Consider the following 24,136-nt stretch of genomic DNA (forward strand, 5'->3'; position numbering starts at 1 on the left):
TAATGCAGGAGCGATAGGAATTGAACCTACAACCTCTGGTTTTGGAGACCAGCGCTCTACCAATTGAGCTACACTCCTATAACTCAAACTCTCACTCCAAAATTTCAGAAACAACACCAGAACCAACAGTTCTACCGCCTTCTCTTATCGCAAAACGCAATCCCTTATCCATTGCTATCGGTACTTGCAATTCTACTTCTACACTCACATTATCTCCTGGCATTACCATCTCCTTCCCATCTAGCAATTTTATGCTCCCAGTTACATCCGTTGTCCTTAAATAAAACTGTGGCTGGTAATTCGCAAAAAATGGTGTATGCCTTCCTCCTTCCTCTTTCTTTAATATATAAACCTCCGCCTTAAACTTTCTATGCGGTGTTATCGTCCCCGGTTTCGCTAATACTTGCCCTCTCTCCACTTCTTCTCTTTTTGTTCCTCTTAACAATATTCCTACATTGAGTCCTGCACTTCCCTTATCCAGCAACTTCTTAAACATCTCAACACCTGTGCATATCGTCTTTTGCGTCGCTTTCAGACCTATTATCTCTATCTCTTCTCCCGTCTTTATCTCTCCCTTCTCTATTCTTCCTGTTACCACTGTTCCTCGCCCCGATATCGAAAATACATCTTCGATTGGCAATAAAAATGGTAAATCCACAGGCCTTGGTGGAACCGCTACATATTCATCTAACTTTTCCATCAATTTATCTATTGATTTCTTTCCATATTCGCTGCTGTCATCCTCCAGCGCCTTGAGCGCTGAACCAACCACCACAGGCACTTCATCCCCTGGAAATCCGTATTTACTCAGTAATTCCCTCACTTCCATTTCTACTAAATCTATCATATCAGCATCAGCAACATCAGCTTTATTTATATACACCACGATATATCCAACACCTACCTGCTTCGCCAGCAATATATGCTCTCTCGTTTGTGGCATTGGCCCATCAACCCCCGACACTACCAATATCGCCGCATCCATCTGTGCTGCACCTACTATCATGTTCTTTACATAGTCAGCGTGTCCAGGACAATCAACGTGTGCATAATGCCTTTTCTCTGTCTGATACTCAACATGCGCTGTTGCTATCGTTATCCCCCTCTTCCTTTCTTCTGGCGCTTTGTCTATCTGATCGTACGCTACAAAATTTCCATAATGCTTCGTTATCGCCGCTGTTAACGTCGTCTTCCCATGATCCACATGTCCTATTGTTCCCACATTTACATGCGGCTTTCCAAATGCTTCCACTATTGCTGTCATAATTATTACCCTTAATTATACTCTAACTTTAACTCATCAACCACATATTGTGGCACTTGCTCATAACAAGAAAAATGCATACTATACTGCGCCCTTCCCTGAGACATAGAACGCAAAACGTTGATATAACCAAACATATTTGCAAGAGGTACCGAAGCAGTAATTATTTTACTATTATTACCTAAATCGAGCATATCAGCAACATTTCCTCTTCTACTATTTATATCACCCATAACATCACCCATATATTCTTCAGGAGTAATGATTTCAACTTTCATTATAGGCTCCAGCATTTTTGGACCAGCTTTATTTGCCATCTCTTTAAAAGCACCTTTAGCAGCAAGTTCAAAAGCTAAAGGACTAGAATCAACCTCATGAAAAGCACCATCAAGAAGGGTAGCCTTAAAATCAATCAACGGAAATCCCGAAATTATACCACCTTCTTTTATCAACTCCAAGCCATTTTCTACCCCAGGAATATACTCTTTTGGAATAGCACCACCTACAATTTTACTTTCAAATTGAAACCCAGAACCAGGCTCAAGAGGTTCAAATTTTATTTTAACCTTAGCAAACTGACCAGCTCCACCAGATTGTTTTTTATGAGTGTAATCAATTTCAACAGATTTAGTGATAGTTTCACGATATGCAACCTGAGGAGCACCGACGTTAGCCTCAACGTTAAATTCGCGCTTCATTCTATCAACAATAATCTCAAGATGGAGCTCACCCATGCCTTTCAATATAGTCTGGCCACTTTCCGCATTTACTGACATTCTCAAAGAAGGATCTTCTGCAACCAACCTATTTAGAGCAATACCTAATTTTTCCTGATCTGAAGTGGTTTTAGGTTCTACAGCAATTTCAATAACAGGCTCAGGAAATTCCATACGCTCCAATAATATAGGAAAATCAACAGAACATAAAGTATCTCCGGTGGTTGTTTTCTTTAGCCCAACTAAAGCAACTATATCTCCAGCCCTAGCCTCAGTTATATCTTCTCGGTTATTTGCATGCATAAGTAACATTCTGCCAATCCCTTCAGTTTCTTTTTTTAACGCATTTGAAACGGTAGATTTAGACTTTAATTTACCAGAATAAATACGGATAAACGTCAAGCTGCCTACAAATTTATCCGTCATCACTTTAAATGCAAGAGCAACAAATTTCTCTTTTTCTGAAGGTTTGACCTCAATTTTCTTTTCTGAATCTTTAGGATCAATTCCAACAATTACATCAACATCAATAGGAGAAGGTAAAAAGTCAACCACACCATCTAAAAGTGGTTGTACGCCTTTATTTTTAAAAGCTGATCCACATAACACAGGAACAAATTTTCCTTTAATGGTCCCATTTCTCACGCATTTTTTCAGTAAATCCACTGGCAGATCATTAGACTCAAAGTAAGTATTCATCGCTTCATCATCCATCTCAGCTGCAGCATCTAATAAAAGATTTCGATATTCTTGAGCCTTATCAAGCAAATCAGAAGGAATATCTTCATAAGAAAATTTAGCGCCCAACGTTTCTTCTTGCCATATAATGGCTTTCATAGAAATAAGGTCAATTATACCTTTGAAATCTTTCTCACTCCCTATTGGTAAATGAATAACTAAAGGTGCTGCACCAAGCTTCGTCTTTATCATATCAACACATCGATAAAAATTTGCCCCTATTCTATCCATCTTATTAACAAAGCAGATACGAGGAACGCTATATTTATCAGCTTGACGCCACACTGTCTCAGATTGAGGTTCAACTCCAGCAACTCCATCAAATACAGCAACTGCACCATCCAAAACCCTTAAAGATCTCTCAACTTCAATAGTGAAATCAACGTGACCAGGAGTGTCTATTATATTGACCCTATGATCATTCCAAAAACATGTTGTTGCAGCAGATGTGATTGTAATACCACGCTCTTTTTCCTGCTCCATCCAATCCATAGAAGCTGCACCATCGTGCACTTCACCAATTCTATTTTGCTTACCAGTATAAAATAAAATACGCTCTGTTGTGGTAGTCTTACCAGCATCTATGTGAGCCATTATCCCTATATTTCTGTATTTAGATATTCCAATTTCCATATCACAATTAATTAGCTAACATTAAAAACGAAGATGAGAAAATGCCTTATTAGCTTCAGCCATTTTATATTTTTCTTCGCACATCTTAAACGCACCACCGCGTTTATTATAAGCATCCAGTATTTCAGATTGCAAACAATCAACAGTGGTTTTTCCACTCTTTTTTCGAGCAGCAGAAGTTGCTTTAGCAATCCACCTTAACGCTAAAGAAACCGCTCTATCTTGTCGAACTTCAACAGGTACTTGATAAGTTGCACCACCAATGCGTCGAGAACGCACTTCTATAGAAGGAGTAACATTTCCTACTGCTGTCTCAAAAATTGATAACCCACCTTCGCCTATTTTCTTTTCAGCTAAAGACAAAGCGTCATAGATAATCTTTTCTGCAGTAGATTTTTTACCACATTTCATGATTGTATTAATGAAACGCATCAGCAAAACACTGCCGTAACGCGAATCAGGACTTATTTCTCTTTTTTTTGCTTTATTCCGACGAGCCATAAACTTTAACCAGATTTCTTTACACCATATTTTGAACGAGCTTTCTTTCGATTTTGCACACCACGCAGATCAAGGGCACCTCTTATTATGTGATAACGCACACCTGGCAAATCTTTAACCCGCCCACCACGTATCAAAACAACAGAGTGTTCTTGTAAATTATGACCTTCACCAGGTATATAAGCCGTCACTTCACCATACCCACTAATTTTTACTCTGGCTACTTTACGGAGTGCTGAGTTAGGCTTTCTAGGAGTTGTAGTATACACCTTAGTGCAAACACCTCTCCTTTGAGGGTTGCTTTCTCCCAAAGCTGGTACCTTTTTCTTATGGGTCAATCCTAATCTACCCTTACGTATTAATTGATTTATCGTAGGCATATGTTATAAACTCAAGCTCATTAAAATAACTAAGTTTTTAGTTATAAAATAATAAACCTCAATAGTCAATATAAAAATAAACATTACTACTCTAATAATTAAGCTCAACTGCCTTGAAAGCCATCAGTAGACTTCTTGCACTACCTCCCAAGCCACAACTGTCATTCAGTAGAAACGAAAAAACTTACTTGACACCCTTCGCCAGCCCCATTATCATGGTACTGAAGGTATTCATTTATCTTCAATCTGTGCAGATTAAATGACAACAGTATTACGTAATTGGCGTCTTATTTTTAATTTTTTGCACTATGCACACTTTACTTCTTCACAACATTTCTGGGTTTTTACCTATATAAGCTGAAACGCGCTTATAAAGCGTTTAAGACAGTATAGTACGCCAATTTGCAGGATTAGAGAGTGACAACTAGCTAATACGGGATATCTTTTGCCTTTTTTTTGCTTAGTAAATTTCTTAAACATTTAAACTAAGGTGAGTTGCATTTAAAAGCAGCTAAATTGCAGTGTTTAAGACTTAAAAAACGCCAATACTGAAAATAGACAATGACTAGGGCTTCTTTTGCCTTTTTTTTGCTTGGTAAATTTCTTAATATTTATGGCAACATGAACTGGGCAGGAAGGTGTCATTCCAGTGCTTGACACTGGAATCCAGTTTTCCATATAATCTCATCGAAAATGTTGTAACCACTTTCTGTGCTAGTTTGCTTGCTTACAAGCAAACTTTTTTGGATCTCAGTGTCTGGGCACTGGGATGACAGGGGAGGGAGGCTACTTGGATGACACCATTCTTTTTCCTGGATCCAAGTAGTCAGGGCACTGGGATGACAGGAGAAGGTACTAGGATGACACCCTGACCTCGTCGTCCCGCTACGTGTTAGCGGAATCTAGAGATACCGTGACGGTATGACGTAAAGCTCGCATTAGCTATACTTTTATGCTCACCAACTTAGCTGGATCCAAGTAGTCAAGCTACTTGGATCTGCAAATTGCAATGTTCGTACAGCTGCGTGCTTGACACTGGGATTTAGTGCAGCTACCCTAAACTGGAAGCTCATCTTGCTATTTTTGGCTGAAAGAAACATATTTTTAGAATAATGAAAACAATCAGCACTTTAATTCAAGAAGGATCGGAGTTATTATCGTCACATAAAGTTGAATCACCACATTTAGATTGTGAAATCATCATGCAGCACGTACTTGGAGTGGAAAGATCATTTATAATTGTGAACCATGCTGATCAAGTGCCGATGGAGAAAGAACTTTTATTTTGGAAATTAACAAAAAAAAGAGCGGAAAGATATCCAATATCGCAAACAATAGGTAATCGTGAATTCTGGAGTAAAAATTTTATAGTTAACCAGCATGTTTTAGATCCAAGGCCAGATAGTGAAACAATAATCCTAGCAGTGTTAAAATATTACCCAAACAAAAAACAGAAACTAAAAATTGCAGATTTTGGTACAGGCACAGGTTGTTTATTGATATCCGTACTTAGTGAGTATGAATATGCTGTTGGCGTCGGTTTTGAAAAAAGCTTGGAAGCATATAAAGTTGCCTATCAGAACACAAAAAAACATGATCTTCTCAGCAGAGCCAAAATATTTCCAAGTTCGTGGACAGAGTGCAGAGGTTCATTCGATCTTATAATCAGTAATCCTCCATATATTAAAAGAAGCAAATTGAAAGACTTGCAAGCTGAAGTGCAAAAGGAACCAAGAATTGCCCTTGATGGTGGTATTGATGGTTTGAGCTGTTACTTGAGCATTTTTCCAATATTGAGAAAGTGCCTTAAAAAAAATGGGTTTGCGATATTGGAGATAGGTGAAGATCAAAGCAATATTGACAAAATAATCCCCTCATACGAATTAGCTTTTCAGGAATATGTATATGACTTAGCGGGAATGAAGAGATGCATTGTTGTGAAAAGAACATAGCTAATGTTTTTTTGCCTTCATCCCATATTATCCTATATCATCCCAGTACCCTCTACCTAGTCATCCAAGTAGCGTGACTACTTGGATCTATATTTAACTAGATCCTATGGTCAAGCCATAGGACGACAGGAACGGTTTTATGCATTTTTTAAAGGGCAACATGTTTAAGCTTTGCTGGCAAAATGGAAAGTAAGACCAGCCTCTATACCGTGTGTGTGAAATAGTTGATTACCTATATTTATTTCCTCAGTTACTTTGCTACCTGAGCTAGGATTAAGCTTCTTTTTTTTATCATTATTAGGGTCGTCTACCACTTGTCCTAACCTTTTTGCTGTAAGCTTAATATCGCTACCAATAGCACCAAAACCTCTATATCCGATATGCATATTTACATCTTCGTTTATGCGATAGTCAAAGCCAGCTTTTAATTGACCTGCGGGTCTTATTGACGGTTTTTCAAACATCGTCATTCTTGTTGCACCGATCCCAATACCAACGTAAGGAGAAAAAGAGAAACGGTCACTTTTCCAATGATGATAAACATTTGCCATTACAGATATGTTCTCAATTTGGTCATGACTAACTGCAGCACTATAGAGATAAGTTTCTTTATCAGGATCCTCACCAGTCTCCTTTAGGTATGAAACAGTTATTTGGCTACTTGTTAAACCAATATTATCCACTTTTACAGAAGAATACATCCCTTCCAATTCAGCCCTATAGCTGTTGTTACCCAATTCCCCTGTGTAACCAAATGCCACATTTGCAGCAAAAGGTGGATTATAATCTCCTTTATACTCACTTAGTGACTGACCTTCTGTGTTCTGAGCACCCCTGTCATTTATAGACAAATTTTTGATACCTGTAGTGCTTGTTTTTAGTACGCTTGTGTTATTTAAATATTGACCGTAATACCCACTACCAAAGTAAAACCCTTCTGTTTCACTTGCAAAAGATTGTTGTGACAACAATAAAGCAAATGCTGTAACCGCTAATGTTTTTTTACTAATCATTACTACTCCCCTAGTTAAAATAGCTAATCTAATACTAATTAATTAAAAATGGCTTAATATGAAAAACCTAATTATTTGCATAACTTGCACTTTTCTGAGCTAAAAATAGGCAAAGTTAACCTTACTTCTCGTCATTTTTTAATTTATCCTCATCTTCAAATTCATCCTCCTCTTCTTCGTCATCAAACCCATCATCGCTCCTATCCTCATCTTCCTCGTCATCATCTTCAAACTTATCGTCGATATCTTCATCATCAATATCTTCGTCTGCAAATTCATCTGATTCATCATATACTGCATCTTCGGTTTTAGTTTCAGCAGGATAATCAACTGAATTAGGTCCCTCAAGAACATTATTCCCCTCGTTATTAACCTTATCTTTGCTCGCAGCGGCAGAAAGAACTTTGTTTGGGTCATATGGTTCTTGTGTAGGCACACGAGTTTGTTTGAGCAGCCTTCTTGTGAAGGTGGTATCACTGTAGTACAAAATTTTCTTTGATTTAATTGGGTAAGTCGACTCTATTAAAATTATCTGATCGTCACGTGGCAACATAATAACTTCTTGAGGCAATAGCAATGCTCTCTGTATTTCAGAGATATGTAATGACCTTGAAGCAGGATTTAAATCTAAAAATTTAGGCTTATTCAACGATTCTTGTTGTACAGTTTTGTTTCCTATAAGTTGCGATATTAAATTAGCTGTTTCAATATTATTGGCTGCAAAAGTTATTCTGTAAGTCGAGTTTGACAAAAAGGAGTTCATCCCTGCTTCTTCGTATATTCCTTTGAGCTGCTCAGTATCTTGAACAATTAAGAATAACCTAACTCGATAACCACGAAAATATGCAATACCTGTTTGAAATTGCTCCATTTTTCCAAGTGTAGGAAACTCATCCATTAAAAACAATACGCCATAAGGCTCGTCATCCGATGGCAATTTTCTACATAAAAACTCAGTTGCCTGTTGGTAAAAAACCTGCATTAAAGGCCTGAGCCTAGTCAAGTTGTCAGGAGTTAAACCAACATAAACTGTAATTTTCTTCTTTTTAAAATCTAGAATATTAAAATCACTTGACGCAGTTGCAGTATCAATCAATGGGTTTACCCACAATTCAAGTGATGAGTTCATGGTTGATACAACACCTGACCTTTCTTTATCAGCTTTTTGTAAAAAAGCTGCAATATTCATATATGCTACAGGGTGTAGTATTTTACCCATTGTATCAAGAGCAACAGCAAGATTATAAACCACGTCATCACTACGCATCGTACGCACAACTTCACCAAAAGATTTAACTTTCTCTGGTGCAGCAAGTAAGTATAATACCACTCCAACAAATAAGCTTCTTGCTTCATTCTGCCAAAAGTCTTGTTCAGGCATGATTAGGTTAGCTATTTTCTGCACATCGTCAACCATCTGCCCAGGTTTTTCACTAATCCATTGTAATGGATTGTAACAGTGACTTATTCCATCTGGCTGCGCTGGATTCCATACGTATACTTTTTGTCCTTGTCGTTCTCGCCAACCACTTGTTATTTCATAGTTTTCTAATTTTATGTCGTGTACAATTACCGAGTCAGTCCAAAATAATAAATTAGGAATTACAAAGCCAACACCCTTACCAGAACCTGTAGGTGCAAATAACAATGCATGCTGAAACCTATCAGAAATGAAGTATCCTCTTTTATCTTTACCAAGCAATAATCCCTTTTTGCTTCTTAATCCTGCTTTTCGTATGTCTTTCTCTGATGCCCACTGCGAATCTCCATGAAGTGATTCCTTCTTTTTAAATGGTCGCCACTCAATTATCCTTTCTCTTAAATTCCATAAGATAATCATTAAAACAATGATAGGCAGTGCAGAAGATATAATTAATGTGATTTTGAGCTCAAGGCTATATAACTCTGGATGATGCCAACAATATTGTATATGATCAAAAATCGTTGGCCAAAGAGCTTGAGGGAAAGGCGTCAAACTAGGATTAATTGCCTTAAAATCCACAGCATCCGGACCATCAGCAAACAGAACAAACAATATACCAGATAGATAGAAGCAAAACTCAAGTACGCTAAAAGCTACTACACCTCCTATGAGAATATTACGTAGGTGATTTCTATTACTCATAAACTACTCTTCCTTAACTTATGTATAAATTTAAGCATTTTCGCTCGCAGATCTAGTAAATAATATCTCAGAAATGCTTCTTTTGCCCCCACCGGTTCTTTTTAGCTGAATAACAATATCAATCACATTTCTAATGTATGGTATAATTTGGTCTGGAGGAATGCCAAGGTTTGCTTGCATAACCATCAGTTTTATTTGCTCAAGGGCCATTGTTGGACTATCCGCATGAAGGGTTGATATTGATCCAGGGTGACCAGTATTTATCGCCCTAAGAAAACTAAAAGCTTCCGCTCCACGGAGCTCACCAACTATTATTCTGTCTGGCCTTAAACGTAAGCACGCTTCTATCAAATCTTGAGTGGTTACTTTTGCTCTGCCCTGCCCTCCTTTAGAGGCAATTAGATGGACTTTATTGGGATGATCGTTCAAAACGATTTCCCTTGCATCCTCAACAGTAATAATTCTTTCCTCATCTGGAATAGCACGCAAAGTAGCATTAGTAAAAGTAGTCTTACCAGTGGAAGTTCCACCACTAATTATAATATTTTTCTTACTTATTACAGCGTATTCTAAAAACTCTTTTATTTTTTTTTGCCTTAACAATAAATCCAAATGACGGTCAACTGGATTATCAGTTGCTTCTGTAACAGTTTCAGAAAAAGCACCCATTTTTTCGTAATCATCGAGTGCTAACTGCATGCTAGAAGGCTTACGAATCGACATGACTACTTTATCAGGTTCACATGCTGGCGGAAATACTATCTGTATACGATAACCATTTGGTAATGTTGCCGAAAGTAACGGCGCTTCTTCGCTAAGTTTTTGTTCTGTAGCTTGAGCAATCAGTCTGCCAAGAGATTTCAAATGGTTAAGATCGAATACTTCTAATTTTTCACACCTTATTTCACCGCGATTTTCAATCCATACTTCCTTTGGCTTATTTATTGATATTTCATTTACGCCTTCTTCTTGAAATATGCCTTGTAATGGCTCCAAATATGTATCAAGTGCAGCATAGTTCATTTCATTGATTTAATATTGCCTGTGGAGGAAATACTATATCTTGGTTAACAAATACTTTCAATGCAGTGCCTTGATCAACATAAATAGTTGGTTTTTTATCTGTATATCTGCCCACTACATCCCGCATATCTTTAGAAAAATCCTCGATTGATTTCCCGATTGCTTCATCATAAACAGACTTGCTTTTTCTTTGAATTTGTTCTAACAGTTGATTTACAATTTCCAGGCTTATATTTACCTCGTCTTCTTCAATTCCTAGTGCTTTTGCTATTTCCTCTTTCATTATTTTTAGTAAATCTTGTCTGCTTTTGGCACTCCGAATTCTTCCGATAGCCCCAAGGCCTAATTTCCATTTGTCACTAGATATCTTCTTTTCTGGGTCAATAATGAGTTGGAGAGAAGAAAAATCTATTTCGGTTGCAGTGATAGACTTTACTGCATCTCTGACAGTTAGCGTATCAACAAGATTAGAAGCCTTTTGCCCTATAACAGCAGAACCAATCGAAACACCAGCAAGTGTCACCGAAGAGAATAACGCACTTACTATTTTGTTATCAACTATTCCTGCTATTCCTGCTCTACCAAGCTCGTCAGTACTAAGTGATGAGATTGCAATATCTATTCCATGTGGCAGAATCACTCTATTCCAGTTTATATTTACACGAGATTTAGCAACATTCGAGTCAAATGAATAACTGCCTATCAATCTTGAGCCTTTAGGTATTAAAACTGTATCACCAGTTTCTGCATAAACATCTCTACTCACCATAGCACGCAGCATTCCTTGCAGATCAGAGTTTATTGCAGTTTCAAGAACAGCATCAATAATTTTACCTTGAGTAATCATTAAACCAAGCTTTCCTACTCTGGTAGCTTTGCTCGATTGTGCTGAAGTGTCGGATAAAATAGCATCAGCAGCCTTGTTCTCTCCACTACCACCTGAAATTGTCAACATCTGTGCACTACGTCTGTCTCTAGGATAACCGCCACCCCCTATTGTAGGAAACGAGGTAGGTAAATTGCCCATAACATTACTAGAAGGAAAATTTTGCTTTGGCAAAATAGGTATATTTGACACAGGAGTTTCTTTTGGTTTCTCTTCTTCTTTTTTCATCACTTCTTCTTTTCTAATTTGTTTTATTTCTGGTATGATTAGTGGTGTAGGAAGAGGAGGTAAGGGTGGTAAGGGATCAGTTATTATTCTTTCAGGAACCATTACATTATCTGGAACTTGTTCCAACTTTCCTTTCAATTCTTGAACGTTTTGCTTTGTTTCCTCTTTTTTAATAACTTCTGAACCCTCTTTAGGAGAAGGACTAAAATAGAGATAATACACTCCACCAGCCAGAAGCACTAAAATAATGACCATCAATGCCCTATGACCTTGATTAGAGCCAACTGTTACTACCTTATTCTCTATTTCTGATTCATCTTCTGAATTGTTACGCCTTTCTTTATTCATATTGCATGTACCACAGCTAAAGTGACCTATTTATAATTTCAACTTCACCATCTTCATAACGCATAAATAGCTTTTTATGTACTCCTTTTATTATAACATAATCATCAAATAACAGCCTTTTACAAGGTTTATCCTCCCCTTCTACAAAAACCTGAGGTATTTTATTATTATTTCTAAATTTTAAATAGGTTAAATAACCATCATCAAATAACTCGATCGGAACTATATCCGCATTACCACCTTCATCAATATATGTATAATTGTACTTCGTATCATTTTCTTGTATTATTTTTTCTAGCTTGTCTGTAGTATATTGCATTTGAGTAGGTAAAGAAACCTCATCTAAATCAACATCAAATTCACCTTCTTCTTGAGGATAATAAAAACGTACTACGTAAGATATATCCTTTTCAGCAGAATAATCGTGATCTACTTTCTTAGCATCAGTATCCGGGTATTTATCGTAGTTTGGCCTTGAGATTAAATCAAAAATGTAATTTCTTTTTTTAGTTGTCGTAATAATCATGTTAGTGCGACTACTAACTTCAAATGGCATGATAAGCAATTTATTGTCATAAGGATTAATTTTCCAACTTGATGCATCACCAACAGCGATATTTTTAACTTTTTCTCCTTCCGCAAATTCAATATAAGAATAGTAACCCTGACTAAAAACCACCGTAAATACTTCATTAGGGCTATACACAAAAGTCTTTATTCTACTATCTATAGAAATAGGCTCATTATAATTAATGGATGCGTTTAAATTGCCACTTACAAGTAAAGCTAAAACTAATAATATCCTATACATATTCATCATCTACTCTATATGAAATAACTTGAAATCCTAATGGGTTAATATACCTTTGCTGATCATCCATTTCAAGCGATGCATATCTATATGACATAATAACTATCTTATTTTTTCTCGTAGAACTTCCATCTTTCCGTGTAAATTCCACAAAAAATCTCACCTGAAGAGCATCGTTACCCAACTTTTGAATTGAGCGAATTTTAAATTCACTTTTGGTATCTGAATATAAATTAAAAAGATCATCCATATTCTGCGATCCTACATAATTTCTAAATTCATTATACACATCAGGTGAGGAAAACAACCTCACCTTTGTATAATAGTTATAATTATAATGATATGGATCAAAAATCTCCCTTGCTTTTATATACTCTGAAATAAAATAATCGTTTAGCGCTTCATCTGCAGAATACTGTTTTACTGTGACAGGATCAACCAATTGCACTATTCCTGATTTCTTGTCAATTTCTATAACAAATGGCTCAATAGTGCTACTTGTGCTAATTTTAAATATGACTAATATGCTGATAGAGATCGTTGCTAATAATATTAATGCAAATAAAAGTAGAATATTCCTTTGAGCAATAACTGTGCTGTAGCGGTTTGAATTCCAATTTATATCCTTATCTAAGGATTCAGTATTTTTTTCTCGCTTAAAAAATCTTAGCATTTTAGTATTCCTAAAAATCTTAACTTATGTTAATAAACATAGCAAATTAACAAAGTAGTTACAGCAAAAAAGCTAAAAAACTCTTAATCTATGGCCTAATTTACCAAACTTTGTCTCCATATATGAATCGTTATATTTATTACGTTCCACAATAAGTGGTAGACACTTTGTAACTCCTATACCACTACTTTCCAATTCTGACAATTTCCTATCATTGTTTGTAAGTAATTGGATTTTGTTAATGTTCAATTTCTTAAGCATTTTAGCTGCAACAGCAAAACTCCTTTCATCATCTTCAAAACCCAATATTCTATTTGCATCAACAGTATCAAGATTATGTCCTCTTTGCATACTGTACGCTCTTAACTTATTAGTTAAACCAATGCCTCTTCCATCTTGCATCAAATACAATATAATACCACTTCCAGAGTCAGCTATCATTTGAATTGCTTGATGTAACTGACTTCTGCAATCGCATGACAAGCTATCTAACAAGTCACCCGTATAGCACGAAGAATGAATTCTCACTAATGGTTCGTCATCTTTATCTGGATTGCCAATGATAATTGCATGATGTTCTCTTCCACCACTTTCGGTTCTATAAGATATGATATTTACTTCTTGAGTCTGTTTTAAAAATAATGATGTTTTGCACACTTCATATACATCCTGATTTTCTTGAAAATTATTTATGAATGACGTGTCCAGTGCAATAACGTCATTTTTCTCGCACCAATTTCGCATTTCATGGTTATTCTCAAAAGTCATATCAGCCACTAACGCGTATGGCAATAATTCTGAGAACTTAAGCAAGGCAATAGCACATTCATCTATTGTCTTTGAGCATTGCAACTCTTTTATGCAATCTTCCTTTGAACAGTTTATTAAATAGAGCAGTTCATCAAAATTATTCACCAACAGACGTTTGCTGTTATGTTCTTTATTCTGAGATATGTATTTTACCTTACTTGAAGTTAAAGTAACATATACATTACTTGATGTAAGCTTGTATTGATTAAATAAATCTCTTTCTAAAGCCTCAGCAGCAGCAAACAATAGGTAATTACTTTCATCATATATTACAATTGGCCGACCGCGCCTGATTTCGCTGATAGCTCTTTCTACCTTATTGCTACTCTGATTTCCTATAAACATTTTTACCCATATTAAACAGCGATAAAAACTGGTGCGGCCGAGAAGACTTGAACTTCCAAGGCCTTATGAGCCACAGCGACCTCAACGCTGCGTGTCTACCAATTCCACCACGGCCGCACTATATTCTAGTTTTTATATAATTATTTTAAATTACTTAATCATTTTAGAATTTTTCATCTAGAGTGTCAATCTGATACTAGAATAATTTAGAAATTGTTTGTATAATTTGATTATGAATTTTGTGATTATAAATTTTAATCATTTAAGATAACCTTACTACTAATTTTTAACTTAGGTTTTTATACAAATGAATATAGCTAATATCTTTATTTTTTTAGCTCTCTCTCTTATAACTAGCTTTCATTTCGTCCATGCACAAATATTATACACATGGTCTCAAGTTATCCCAGAAAATAAACTAAGCATACGCGCAATTACGGACAATGACATGTGTCCCATTGTTTATGTTGATGGCGAGGAAACAGAAATGCTGAATCGCAGCTCAATTAACAATGGTGGTCATAACGAAACAGTTTGTGAACTGACAGTACAAACAAGTGCCAAAAACATTAGTATTGAGGATCTACGGGTTCCTATATTACCAAAAAAGGTTAATAAAATTGCTTTCATTGGTGACACGGGCTGTAGAATAAATATGTTATTTCAGCAGGAATGTAATTCGGTAGATAGCTGGCCTTTAAAAAAAAATTTAGATTCAATCGCCCTTCATAAACCAGATTTAATTATCCATGTTGGTGATTATCATTATAGACAAACAAAATGTAGAAATACAAAAAAGTGTGGCGATATTTATGGATATAATAAAGAAGTTTGGTACGCTGATTGGTTTGAGCCTGCAAAGGATATTTTATCACAATCCCCTTTCCTTTTTGTTCGTGGAAACCATGAGAGTTGTGATAGAGCTTATGAAGGATGGTTCAGGTATCTAGATTCATACCCCTTTTCGTCTGAAAAATGTGGAAACTTCGTTTCTAGTTGGTCCTTAGATGCTGGACCGATGAAATTTTTTATCTTCGACTCTTCATCCGGTGAGGATATTTTTACAACCCAAAGCACAATTGATGCTTTTGAGAGGCAATTTGATAAATTGATACAAAATAGTTCTGACAAGCCCATGTGGTTTTTAACTCATAAACCGCTTTGGAGATCTCCAAAAAAAGAATTTTTGACATTAAAAAGCCATGGTAATCTTACACAAATCGAAGCTTTTGGAGATAAATTTCCAAGCAATGTTACTACCATAGTTTCTGGCCACATTCATATAGCCCAGATTTTATTAATGGATAATGTTCCAGACCAAATTATAGTTGGAAACGGTGGTGCATCATTACACGCTCAAGATCAAGAATCTGTTTATCAAAATGTAGAATTTGACTATTCAAATGGTAAAAACTACTTAGCACACGAGGTTAGAAACTTTTTTGGCTTTGGCTTTGCAATACTAAATTTAGATGATCACGAATTTACCTTCTATAATCAACACAATAAGGAAATGTATTCTGCGAAGCTAACAGAAGATTTTAAACTTAAACGGATTAAAACTATAGTCGATTCATTTTAGGATTTGTTATTAGCTATTTTAAAAACGCTACTTAAACATTTTTTTTAATCGATTGATTTCATCAGCAAATTTTGAGTCGGTCTTTATAAAATTTTCTACTTGTTTTACTGCATGTATAACAGTAGCATGGTCTCTGCCACCAAAGTTTCTCCCAATATCTGGTAGGCTTTTTTGCGTAAATTTTTTGGCAAAATACATAGCTATTTGTCTTGGCCTTGCAAGACTGCGAAGCCTTCTATTGGATTGCATATCTGCAACCTTTATATTGAAAAATTCAGCTACTTTCTTTTGTATTTCTTCTATTGTGACTGACCTATGATTTGACCTAAGAAGATCGATTAGGGTTTCACTAGCTGATTCTACCGTCATACTTCTTCCAATTAATGAGGTATGGGTAACCTTATTTAATGCTCCTTCTAATTCTCTTATATTAGATTTTATGTTCCTTGCTAAAAACTCTAGGACATCTTTCGGAACATACATATTCATCTGCTCCACTTTTGCCTGCAATATACCAAGCCTTAATTCAAAAGTTGTTTCATTAATATCTGCCACCAACCCCCAACCGAGTCGTGATTTTATTCTTTCTTCCACTCCATCAAGATCACTAGGAGACCTATCAGCTGATATAACCAATTGTTTATTTTGGTCTATCAATGCATTGAAAGTGTGAAAAAATTCTTCTTGTGTACTATCTTTACCACTGATAAATTGCACATCATCTACCATCAATACATCTACTGATCTAAATTGCTCTTTAAATAACATAATATCTTTGCTTCGCAGCGCTGTAATATATTGGTACATAAATTTCTCTGCTGATAAATACACCACTTTTCTTTTTGCTGATGGGGAATTGACTATGTGCCAAGCTATAGCATGCATTAGATGTGTTTTACCAAGTCCCACTCCACCATATAGAAACAAAGGATTGCTGCCTAATATTGGATCTATAGATTCTGCCACACGCTTTGCCGCCGTAAATGCTAATTCATTTGGCTTTCCCACTACAAAATTATCAAAGGTGAACCTTGGATCCAGCGGCGAACCAAGATTATGATTACTTTCCTCTCTGTTTTTTAGTATAACATTAAAATTTGAATTCCTCTCCTCAATTACTTGAATATCAATAGAACGTATACTTTTATCTTCGCTTTGCCATAATGATAATATTTTTTTCATGTAATGAACTGTAATCCACTCTTTTATAAACCTTGTTGACACGGATAAAAGAACTTCCCCATTTCTGCTACTGACAAATTTTAGTGAACTCAGCCAGCTATTATATGTTGCTTCTCCATAAAGATTATAAAGACAATTTTGGATTTTTTCCCAAGTAACATTGTGATCCGTTACTGTAATAATCTGATCAAAAAACATAGTAGAAACCTTAGGGCTAGTTAAGTTCATATACCACACCAAGAAAAAAGCAATAATTAGAAAAATATAAGATAATCAATAGCTTACTGCAAAATGAAAAGCTAATACTACTTAATACATACTAAAAATTATGGTGATTTTTTGATGGGTTGTAAAGGGTATAAAAACATTAAAATTGATCATTTTTATTTCAAAAAAATGAAAAATTTGTAAATGTCGCTTGTATCGAGGATTAGAAGCATGCTATTAAAAACAGTAATACATTATGTATAAATAAGATGTTAAATTTACTGGCAAATAAGTAAAGTATTCATATAAATATAGCTAACCTAATATAGATTTACTGAAGCAAATTTATGATTATATTAAGTAATTTGAGTTGTTATGCTGTATTCGGTATTGAACTAGAGTTTTACATTGAAGGAATAGAAAAAGAATACTTATTTCTGAATAGCATCAAAAATAAAATAGCATCTCTTGAATTTTCTTGCGAGAAGGAGAATTCTACACATCAGTATGAGATAAAAAGTGGTTGTTATACGAACTCCTACAATTTAATTAAGCATTTTGAGTTAGCAAAACAATCACTTACTGAAACAGCACAAAAACTAGGTGGGAATGTTTCTTTTAAAGCAAAGCCTTATTTGGATAGAGCAGGCAGTGCATTAAATGTGCATGTTAATCTCGTGAATTCAAATAACGGTAACTTATTTTATATCAATGAGCAAAAGTACAGTGACTATCTGATTCATAGTATTGGTGGATTATGTGCAATGATGAAAAAACATATGTTGTTTTTTGCTCCAAATGATGATTCATATTTAAGATTTCAGTATCCGGATATTCACACTCCAACTACGATTAGTTGGGGAGTAAATAACAGAACTGCTGCGATAAGAATTCCCTATTTTGGCAACGATTCCAAAAGATGCCGCCTAGAGCACCGTGTTCCTGGAACAGATTGTAACCTTGAAAAAGTACTCACAGCAATAATTGAAGGTATAGTTTTTGGTATAGAGAACAAAATTGCTCCGCCAAATAGAGTGTATGGCATTGCATCTGATCCTCAATATAAGATGGAGAGTTTGATATAGCAACTACCTGTTAAACCCTAACCCATTAAACTCCTTTGAGGTAATTGGCCATTCTAGCACTTTCCTCACATCATTATTTACATTCCCATACTGTAATAGCAAGTCTGCAGCAGATAGTTTCTGCGTACTTTTAGATGATCCAAGCCCTATATTGGTAAGGTTGCTCGGTGGCTGCTCAGGAAGTGGATTACCAGATACATCCATGTGTTCAGGGAGAGATTTCATCTGATTCTTTATAGAGCTAGAGTTATTTTGTGCAGGATTTCTATCATCTGACATGTCAAGAATAATTTTCTCAGGTACTACCATAGTTTTTGTATAATCAGCAGAATGACTGCCTTCAGTGTTCTTAAATTCATCAAGAATTGGTTCGCCAAACGCATTTATAGGGCCACCAAGTGATCCTTTCTCCATGCGCTCTTCTGCTCTTTTCCTTATTATTTCTTCTGCTAGCTCAGTTTCAGTTCTTTTTGGTTCTTTTACGGTACCTTTTTCTTCACCTTCATCTCCTGAAACACCAGTAATTTCAGCAGGCTGTTCTTTTTTAGTTCTTATTTTATGAATCAGCGAAAGTAATAAGTAAGTAACTGCAGCAGCAGAAACGATAATGGCTATCTTTGCGGCAATGTGGATTGCTGTTAAAAATATTAAAGCTGATAAAGCTCCAGCTAATCCAGACACAATAACTTTATTTTTGCCTTTTGTTATATTTAGAATTGCCACCATAATAACCTCTCAAATACTGCTCTAGAATTATTATACAGAAATTTTCTTATACTTGCAATTTTGCAAAAATTTTAATTATTTGCGTAAAGTTTTAAAGCTACACAAGGATTAATTAATATGCAATGTACCTCGACTATAATATTGTACAAACGCACATATTCAGCTAACATTCAACATGCAGAGCTTACTCATAGAGCGAAACAGGGCGGTGGTATTATTACTTATAGTAATTTTTATCTTCGGTTCATACGTTTATGTAAAAATGCCAAGGGAAAGCAATCCTGGTATACAGATTCCTATAATCAGCGTGTTTGTTGGACTTCCTGGGATTTCTGCTCAAGATAGTGAAAAGCTATTAGTGCTTCCTATAGAAAATGAACTAAGATCCATCGAAGGTGTAAGAGAATTGAGAGCTTTTGCAACTAATGATGGTGCTCACATGATACTCGAATTTGGAACAGAGTATGATAATAAAGAAGTGCTCGATAATGTCCGTTCAAAGCTTTCAAACATAAAATCGAAGTTACCTGTTGAAGCGGAATCTCCGATAATCAATGAAATAAACTTGAGCTTATTTCCGATACTCAATGTCGGCTTAATTGGTAATTTGCCAGAAAGAGCCTTAACTGAAATAGCACGCAAGCTAAAGAAAGAAATAGAATCTCTGCCAAATGTTCTCAAAGTTGAAGTGGCAGGTATGCGTAAAGAAACAGTGGAAGTGATAGTTGAGCCCACAGTTCTAACAAAATATAACATTCAATCAAACGAAATATTCCAAGCTATATCAAGCAATAACAGACTAGTGGGAGCTGGGTCACTGGAAAATGATACCGGTAAATATTCGATTAAAATATCAGGGTTATTAAAAGATATAGAAGATATTATGAATATTCCTATTAGATCTCAAGGCGATGCAGTTTTGAGAATCAAAGATATAGCAAAAGTATACCCTAGGTTTGAGGATCACCAAGGATTTGCTCGCATTAATGGATTACCTAGTGTCGTGCTAGGAATTTCAAAACGTAACGGAAAAAACATAATAGACACAGTAAATCAAGTAAAATACTTAATGGATAAGGCAAAAGATCAATTACCTGAAAATTTAAAAGTGGTGTACTTAAACGACCAGTCAAAAAACGTCCGCGATGTGCTTGATGACTTGGAAAACGGCATAATATTTGCTGTGTTGTTAATATTGATCATAATGATGCTTTCTATGGGAACAAGGATTGCTATTCTTGTGGCACTCTCGATACCCGGTTCCTTTCTCATTGGGATAATAGCTCTTTACTTTATGGGTATAACCTTAAATATCGTTGTGCTCTTCAGTTTAATTATGGCTGTTGGCATGCTGGTTGATGATGCAATTGTGATCAGCGAATATGCCGATAGAAAGATGATCTGCGGAATGGACAAAGTAGAAGCTTTTTACACTTCAGTTCGTGATATGTTTTATCCGGTTCTATCATCAACGTTAACTAAATTAGCAGTGTTTTTTCCTCTATTATTCTGGCCTGATACTGTTGGTAAATTCATGCAGTACATACCAATTACAATAATCCTAACTTTGACTGGATCGCTCATTATGGCTTTGGTTTTTATACCAACACTTGGTGCAATATTTGGTAAGCCTTCGATAACTTCAAAAAAAGAAATAAAAAAAATGAGTGCTATAGAAAGTGGTGAAATAAAAAATGCTGGGCCTATAATAAGAGCTTACGTACGCATGCTAGAGAAGGTTTTGGATCATCCTAAAAAATTCGTATGTGCTACTGTATTCGTTTTGTTTTCATTTAGTGTGCTGTACTTTACTTTTGGTCCTGGAGTAAAGTTTTTTCCGAAAGTGGATTCAGATAATATTTTAATCAGTGTTAAAGCAAAAGAAAGCTTATCAGCCAAAGAACGAGATCTGATACTCAAAGAAGTGGAAGAACGCATTTTGAGCATTGAAAAAGAAATTCATGTTTCTTATGCTAGATCAGGAGCATTTTCAGACAACGTTATCGCCAGAATACAACTAGAACTTATGGATTGGCGCTTCAGGCGCAAAGCTAAGCACATACTAAATGATATAAGGAGCAGTGTGCAAGACATGAAAGGAATAATAATTAATGTTCAAGAGGAAAAGCCAGGACCGTCGGCTGACAAGCCAATACAAATTAACCTCAGCGGGAGTGTATCCAGTTTGAATTTAGCAGCAGAGAAAATTCTAGAAATTATGAACCAACCTTCATCCGGGTTTATAAATATTCAAGATAGCAGATCAGCACCTGAAATAGAGTGGAATATGAGTGTTGATAAGAGTAAGGCTACAAGCTCTGAAGTAAGTGTTGCAACCATTGGCGATTTTATAAAGATGGTTACAAATGGAGTATTGATTGGAAAATATAGACCAAATAACACGGATGAAGAAATCGATATTGTACTCCGTTTCCCCAGAAAGGACCGCAATATGAAGACTATAGACAATCTTTTTATCAATACAGTTAATGGCCCGTATCCTATGAGCAACATAGTAAAATATGCTCCCGAAAAAAAGGTAAACAAACTAAACAGGATTGATGGATTACGCACAGTGACAATCTCTGCTGACGTTGATACTGGCTATCTTGTTGATGAAAGAGTAAAGTTCATTCAGAATTCTATTGCCCAGGATTGGGACAAGGGAGTAAAAATTGATTTTAAAGGCGACAAAGAAGATCAACAAAAATCAGGAGCATTTTTGTTAAAGGCTTTTATATTAGCGATTACACTAATGATATTGGTATTAGTGACACAGTTTAATAATGTATACCATACATTTATCGTAATGACAGCAGTGTTTTTATCCACAACATGTGTGTTTTTTGTTTTCTTTCTTATCCAACAAGTTTTCGTAGTTGTTATGTGTGGAGTGGGGATAATTGCTTTGGCAGGAATTATAGTGAATAATAACATACTATTGCTTGATGCCTTTCATCATCAAATTAAGGTACACAAAAATGACATCAAGCGATGTGTAATAAACGCTGCAATTTCTCGCGTTAGGCCAATATTGCTTACCGTTGCAACCACAGTTCTTGGTTTAATACCGATGATTACCAGGTTAAATATCAATTTTTTTACGCTACAAATCACATATGATGCTCCATCAAGCCAGTGGTGGGTTGACATTTCAACAACCATAGCAAGTGGAATATTGGCTGCAACGGTTTTAACTTTATTCTTTACTCCTGCGTTGCTTGTTATACAAAAACATGAAAAAACTTGACTTAAATTAGCAATCATTTAACATTTAAGATAGTGTTCTTTGCCCGTTGGAGCTATAATTATAACTAATTACATTGGATTTATTTATTATGATTGCTAATCGTAAAAGCAGTGTTAAGCAGAAAAGTAACAAGAATAACATAGTTGGAAGCCTTGATGTAATAAAAACAGCAGGAGAGCTTTCACTTCAAAAAGGTTTAGATTTTGATGTTGTAATAAAGGCACTAGAAAGTGCTATAGAAGCAGTGGCTCATCAAAAATATGGTAGCAAAAGTAAAATTGTAGTTGATATAGATAGAAACACAGGCAAAGTTACTTCATATAGAAAACTAAAAGTTATTGATGATGAATCAAATGAAAAAGAGAATACTGAGTGTGAATCAATTACGCTTACACAAGCTAAATTAATAAAAGGAGATGCAAAAGTTGGAGATACTGTTAGTGAATTGCTCTCTCTTAACACTGATCTTGCTTCAGCAAGAATTGCCCAGCAAAAGATTGCTCAAGTAATTAAAGATGAAGAGTCAAAAAAGCAATATGAGGAGTTTAAAGATAAAGTGGGAGAAATAAGGTATGGTATTGTTAAACAAGTAGAATATTCAGATCTTATTATAGACATAAATGGCACTAGGGCATATCTTCCATTGCGAAATTTAACTGGTGGTGAATCATTTCGTGAAGGTGATAAGGTTAAAGCTTACATACAGACTGTTAAGCGCTCTGATGATGGACGTCAAATTATTCTTTCTAGGACTCATGAAGGCTTTTTGGAGGCATTATTAAATCAAGAAATACCAGAAATTGCTGACGGATTAGTGACAATTAAAGGTATAGCTAGAGATGCTGGTTCAAGGTCTAAGGTTGCCGTTTTCTCTCCCGACAAGAACATTGATCCAGTAGGTGCTTGTGTTGGAGTTAAGGGAGATAGAATAAAAACTATTATACACGAATTAAATGGTGAAAAAATTGACGTTATAAATTACTCCTCAGATTTGGGTCAATTCGTTATTAAAGCCATTACTCCTGCAGAAGTATCGAAGGTTATTATTGATGAAAATGAAAATTGCATAGAGTTAATAGTTGCTGAAGATCAATTGAGTTTAGCGATAGGAAAAAAGGGCCAGAATGTAAGATTAGCTTCAGAGCTTGTTGGATGGAAAATTGAGATATTAAGCACTCAGCAAGAATCAGAAAGGCGAAGTAAAGAACTTAGTCAATGTTCAGCTTTATTTGCTGAAGCTTTAAACTTAGAAGAGATTATGGGTCAGCTATTGGTAACAGAAGGTTTTTCAAGTGTAGAAGACATATCTAGCGCTTCAATTAAAGAGCTTGCTTCAATAGAGGGCTTTAATGAAGATATTGCAAACGAACTTCACAATAGAGCAAATAAGTACCTGAAAGCAGAAAATGATAGAAAAATAGAAGAGCTAAAAAGTTTAGGTATGGAGGATGATGTAATCAATTTAACTTTATCAATAGACAATAAAATTGCTCTTAGTAAGCATGATATTAAGACTTTAGAGGACATAGCAGATTTATCAAGTTATGAGTTTTGCAGCATACTCTCTTCCTCATCCGATAGCAAAGAAGATCTAAAAGATACAGTAGATTCAATAATCATAGAAGCACGTAAAAAGCTTGGATTAATATAATAAAATA

The 24,136-nt window shown here is 35.5% G+C and carries 18 protein-coding genes and 2 tRNA genes; 5 read left to right on the forward strand and 15 right to left on the reverse strand.

Annotated elements, in window-relative coordinates; genetic code table 11:
* Nucleotides 1–5: 5 nt before the first annotated feature.
* The 5 genes from ACQH2O_RS01845 to rpsL form a co-directional block, all read right to left on the reverse strand.
* Nucleotides 6–78: transfer RNA gene (locus ACQH2O_RS01845), tRNA-Trp, on the reverse strand.
* A 13-nt stretch (nucleotides 79–91) separates the two neighbouring features.
* Complete coding sequence (gene tuf, locus ACQH2O_RS01850) at nucleotides 92–1,264, reverse strand: elongation factor Tu (RefSeq protein WP_010962759.1); 1,173 nt, start codon at nucleotides 1,262–1,264, stop codon at nucleotides 92–94.
* A gap of 11 nt (nucleotides 1,265–1,275) precedes the next feature.
* Nucleotides 1,276–3,351 carry an elongation factor G gene (gene fusA / locus ACQH2O_RS01855; RefSeq protein WP_425385244.1) on the reverse strand — a complete coding sequence of 692 codons (2,076 nt, stop codon included), beginning with the start codon at nucleotides 3,349–3,351 and terminating at the stop codon, nucleotides 1,276–1,278.
* Nucleotides 3,352–3,372: 21 nt separating this feature from the next.
* On the reverse strand, nucleotides 3,373–3,852 hold the full coding sequence (gene rpsG / locus ACQH2O_RS01860) for a 30S ribosomal protein S7 (RefSeq protein WP_007549313.1): 480 nt from the start codon (nucleotides 3,850–3,852) through the stop codon (nucleotides 3,373–3,375).
* A 5-nt stretch (nucleotides 3,853–3,857) separates the two neighbouring features.
* Nucleotides 3,858–4,232 (reverse strand): 30S ribosomal protein S12, encoded by a 375-nt coding sequence (gene rpsL, locus ACQH2O_RS01865; RefSeq protein ID WP_006279787.1) that lies wholly within the window; start codon nucleotides 4,230–4,232, stop codon nucleotides 3,858–3,860.
* A gap of 1,112 nt (nucleotides 4,233–5,344) precedes the next feature.
* Between rpsL and prmC the strand changes: the two genes are divergently transcribed.
* A complete protein-coding gene (gene prmC / locus ACQH2O_RS01870; protein WP_425385245.1) occupies nucleotides 5,345–6,184 on the forward strand; it encodes a peptide chain release factor N(5)-glutamine methyltransferase in 840 nt (279 codons plus the stop codon).
* A 164-nt stretch (nucleotides 6,185–6,348) separates the two neighbouring features.
* Here the strand turns inward: prmC and ACQH2O_RS01875 are convergent, their stop codons facing one another.
* The 8 genes from ACQH2O_RS01875 to ACQH2O_RS01910 all read right to left on the reverse strand — a co-directional run bounded on the left by ACQH2O_RS01875 (nucleotide 6,349) and on the right by ACQH2O_RS01910 (nucleotide 14,563).
* Nucleotides 6,349–7,197: a P44/Msp2 family outer membrane protein gene (locus ACQH2O_RS01875; RefSeq protein WP_010962304.1), complete on the reverse strand. Its 849-nt coding sequence runs from the start codon at nucleotides 7,195–7,197 to the stop codon at nucleotides 6,349–6,351.
* A 121-nt stretch (nucleotides 7,198–7,318) separates the two neighbouring features.
* Nucleotides 7,319–9,322: a type IV secretory system conjugative DNA transfer family protein gene (locus tag ACQH2O_RS01880; RefSeq protein WP_095742602.1), complete on the reverse strand. Its 2,004-nt coding sequence runs from the start codon at nucleotides 9,320–9,322 to the stop codon at nucleotides 7,319–7,321.
* 30 nt (nucleotides 9,323–9,352) lie between these two features.
* Nucleotides 9,353–10,345: a P-type DNA transfer ATPase VirB11 gene (virB11, locus tag ACQH2O_RS01885; RefSeq protein WP_010962302.1), complete on the reverse strand. Its 993-nt coding sequence runs from the start codon at nucleotides 10,343–10,345 to the stop codon at nucleotides 9,353–9,355.
* 1 nt (nucleotide 10,346) lies between these two features.
* On the reverse strand, nucleotides 10,347–11,807 hold the full coding sequence (locus ACQH2O_RS01890) for a TrbI/VirB10 family protein (protein ID WP_010962301.1): 1,461 nt from the start codon (nucleotides 11,805–11,807) through the stop codon (nucleotides 10,347–10,349).
* A gap of 16 nt (nucleotides 11,808–11,823) precedes the next feature.
* A complete protein-coding gene (gene virB9 / locus ACQH2O_RS01895; protein ID WP_174515708.1) occupies nucleotides 11,824–12,624 on the reverse strand; it encodes a P-type conjugative transfer protein VirB9 in 801 nt (266 codons plus the stop codon).
* A complete protein-coding gene (locus tag ACQH2O_RS01900; protein WP_425385246.1) occupies nucleotides 12,611–13,291 on the reverse strand; it encodes a virB8 family protein in 681 nt (226 codons plus the stop codon). The genes virB9 and ACQH2O_RS01900 overlap by 14 nt, the downstream gene beginning before the upstream one ends.
* Before the next feature lie 72 nt (nucleotides 13,292–13,363).
* Nucleotides 13,364–14,446, reverse strand: coding sequence for a GTP cyclohydrolase II (locus ACQH2O_RS01905; protein WP_010082649.1), 1,083 nt, complete (start codon nucleotides 14,444–14,446; stop codon nucleotides 13,364–13,366).
* Between the two features lie 29 nt (nucleotides 14,447–14,475).
* Nucleotides 14,476–14,563: transfer RNA gene (locus tag ACQH2O_RS01910), tRNA-Leu, on the reverse strand.
* Between the two features lie 190 nt (nucleotides 14,564–14,753).
* Here ACQH2O_RS01910 and ACQH2O_RS01915 point away from each other — a divergent pair.
* Complete coding sequence (locus ACQH2O_RS01915; RefSeq protein ID WP_022626184.1) at nucleotides 14,754–16,028, forward strand: metallophosphoesterase; 1,275 nt, start codon at nucleotides 14,754–14,756, stop codon at nucleotides 16,026–16,028.
* 27 nt (nucleotides 16,029–16,055) lie between these two features.
* On the opposite strand, the gene dnaA is transcribed toward ACQH2O_RS01915, so the two are convergent.
* Nucleotides 16,056–17,438 carry a chromosomal replication initiator protein DnaA gene (gene dnaA, locus ACQH2O_RS01920; RefSeq protein WP_010962298.1) on the reverse strand — a complete coding sequence of 461 codons (1,383 nt, stop codon included), beginning with the start codon at nucleotides 17,436–17,438 and terminating at the stop codon, nucleotides 16,056–16,058.
* A 326-nt stretch (nucleotides 17,439–17,764) separates the two neighbouring features.
* Between dnaA and ACQH2O_RS01925 the strand changes: the two genes are divergently transcribed.
* On the forward strand, nucleotides 17,765–18,502 hold the full coding sequence (locus tag ACQH2O_RS01925; RefSeq protein WP_010963182.1) for a glutamine synthetase: 738 nt from the start codon (nucleotides 17,765–17,767) through the stop codon (nucleotides 18,500–18,502).
* A 3-nt stretch (nucleotides 18,503–18,505) separates the two neighbouring features.
* Here ACQH2O_RS01925 and ACQH2O_RS01930 read toward each other — a convergent pair whose 3' ends face one another.
* Nucleotides 18,506–19,228, reverse strand: coding sequence for a hypothetical protein (locus tag ACQH2O_RS01930; RefSeq protein WP_138264854.1), 723 nt, complete (start codon nucleotides 19,226–19,228; stop codon nucleotides 18,506–18,508).
* 175 nt (nucleotides 19,229–19,403) lie between these two features.
* Between ACQH2O_RS01930 and ACQH2O_RS01935 the strand changes: the two genes are divergently transcribed.
* Nucleotides 19,404–22,478 (forward strand): efflux RND transporter permease subunit, encoded by a 3,075-nt coding sequence (locus ACQH2O_RS01935; protein WP_208571588.1) that lies wholly within the window; start codon nucleotides 19,404–19,406, stop codon nucleotides 22,476–22,478.
* A gap of 88 nt (nucleotides 22,479–22,566) precedes the next feature.
* Nucleotides 22,567–24,129: a transcription termination factor NusA gene (gene nusA / locus ACQH2O_RS01940; RefSeq protein ID WP_070357032.1), complete on the forward strand. Its 1,563-nt coding sequence runs from the start codon at nucleotides 22,567–22,569 to the stop codon at nucleotides 24,127–24,129.
* Nucleotides 24,130–24,136: the final 7 nt, after the last annotated feature.

Origin of the sequence: Wolbachia endosymbiont (group B) of Schoenobius gigantella (genome assembly GCF_964031005.1) — a bacterium.
In the GTDB taxonomy this organism is placed as follows: domain Bacteria; phylum Pseudomonadota; class Alphaproteobacteria; order Rickettsiales; family Anaplasmataceae; genus Wolbachia; species Wolbachia pipientis.